Genomic DNA, 1,941 nt, shown 5'->3' on the forward strand with positions numbered 1-1,941 from the left:
GCGTACGACCGAGTTCTGGCACTTCGACCTCGCCGGCGACCACGTCGTCGAGGAGGAGACCGTGCGCGACGAGAGCGTGGAGTCGGTGTCGTGCCGCTGGTGCGGCCGCGAGGACGCGATCGAGCTGGTGGCCCGCAACGAGGCCGGCTYCGACCCGCACGAGCAGGGCTGAGAGAGCGGCCCCACGACACGCGACGCGACGCGCGGGGCGAGGCCGTTGTCGGTGGCTCGTGCCAGCGTGCGCCGCATGACGACACGCATCGACTGTGACACCTGTGTGGTTCGTGCCTTGGCCTGCCACGACTGCGTGGTGACCGTGCTGCTCGGCCCACCTCCGGAGCTGACGCTCGACGACGACGAGCGCGAGGCGCTCGCCGTGCTGGCGCAGGGCGGGCTGGTCCCACCCCTACGTCTGGTCGAGCCGGTCGCGGGGCCGGTGGTCGAGTCCGCTTGACGGATGTGACCCACAACACTCCCGCGACACGTTTCAAAGCTGGGGACCAGGGATTGGTGGACGGTCACCGGCCGGTTACAGTGTCCGCTGGTGTGCGTGGCAATGGGCTACACGGGTCCATGCGCAGACCGCGTCTAATCCACACGCCACCGGTGCGAGCCGGCGGTGCCAGGAGCCGGGGACCCACGTCCCACCTGGGGTGAATCGGCCTCGAGAGCAGCCACCGCKGCGGAGGGGTCGTAGGGCATGTCGTTGCCCGAACCCGTCAGCTCACCCGGTAGACGTGACGACAATGAGGGAGAACGCCCGCTCGTGACACACGACCGGAAGCGACTCGGCAGCGCCCTGCTGGGAATCACGGCCATCGCCGCCATCGGATTCGTCCCGGCCTCGCCGGCCCAGGCAGAGCCGGACGTCAAGGACGTCAAGCAGCGCGTCGAGCGGCTCTACCACGAGGCCGAGCAGGCGCAGGAGCGTTACAACGACGCCAAGCTCGACCTTGCAGACCTCCGCAGCGAGCTCGGCTCCCTCCGTGCCGACGAGCGTCGCCAGGACGACCGTCTTGAGGCCGTCCGCGCCCAGGTGACCGACTCTGTCCGCCGCCAGTACGAGGGCGAGAGCATCTCCACCGTCGGCCAGGTCGTCGTCTCCGACGACCCCGCCGCCTTCTTGGGCCAGCTGTCGACGATGTCGTCGTACAGCCAGCTCCAGGACACCCTCTTCGCCGACTACTCGACCGAGGCCGAGGCGCTGGCGCTGCGCGAGGAGGCCACCGCGGACCGCACATCGGACATCGCGGCGACGACCGAGCAGCTCGGCAAGGAGAAGCAGGCCGTCGACGCCAAGCTCGACGAGGCCAAGGACCTCCTGGCCGACCTCGAGGCCGAGGAGCGCGAGCGCCTCCTGTCCACCTCGCGTTCGACCACCAGCAGCCGCATGCCGGTGTCCGCCCCTGCCTCGGGCAACGCGGCCGCCGCCGTCAGCTACGCCATGGCGCAGGTGGGCGACGCCTACGTCTACGGCGCCACCGGCGACAGCGCCTTCGACTGCTCGGGCCTCACCATGCGCGCCTGGGGTGCTGCCGGTGTCGGTCTCCCGCACTCCTCCAGCGCTCAGTACAGCTCTGGCCCGCACATCGCCGCGAGTGCRCTGCAGCCCGGAGACCTGGTCTTCTACTACAGCCCGATCAGCCACGTCGGCATGTACATCGGCAACGGCATGATCGTCCACGCGGCCAACCCTGGCACCGGTGTCGCCGTGGCGGGCCTGTACTCGATGCCGTTCGTCGGCGCGGTCCGCCCTGGCTGATCGCCCGACCTCGAGGACCGGTCGCMCACGTCTGTGGGTGGCCGGTCTTTCGCTGTTCACAGGCCTTGCAGTCCTTGTCGCCCTGCTCATCGGCCAAGGTGGGGACACCCGGGTAGCCACCCCCGGCGCTCCCGCTGAGCAGGTGCCGCGTCCCGGCGCAGCGGCTGCCACCCTGCACC

The 1,941-nt window shown here is 70.2% G+C and carries 2 protein-coding genes and 1 riboswitch; both genes read left to right on the plus strand.

Features of this window, described 5'->3' with window-relative positions:
- Positions 1–247 precede the first annotated feature (247 nt).
- A complete protein-coding gene (locus tag ACXJKL_RS20125; protein ID WP_056924785.1) occupies positions 248–454 on the plus strand; it encodes a hypothetical protein in 207 nt (68 codons plus the stop codon).
- A gap of 150 nt (positions 455–604) precedes the next feature.
- Positions 605–754: riboswitch (cyclic di-AMP (ydaO/yuaA leader) on the plus strand.
- Between the two features lie 12 nt (positions 755–766).
- Positions 767–1,762: an NlpC/P60 family protein gene (locus ACXJKL_RS20130; RefSeq protein WP_457208769.1), complete on the plus strand. Its 996-nt coding sequence runs from the start codon at positions 767–769 to the stop codon at positions 1,760–1,762.
- The last annotated feature ends 179 nt before the right edge of the window (positions 1,763–1,941 follow it).

This window comes from Nocardioides sp. P5_C9_2 (assembly GCF_054049555.1).

Excerpts from the sequence above, each read along its gene's own strand:
- ACXJKL_RS20125 (WP_056924785.1), top strand. The coding sequence starts at position 248 with ATGACGACACGCATCGACTGTGACACCTGTGTGGTTCGTGCCTTGGCC.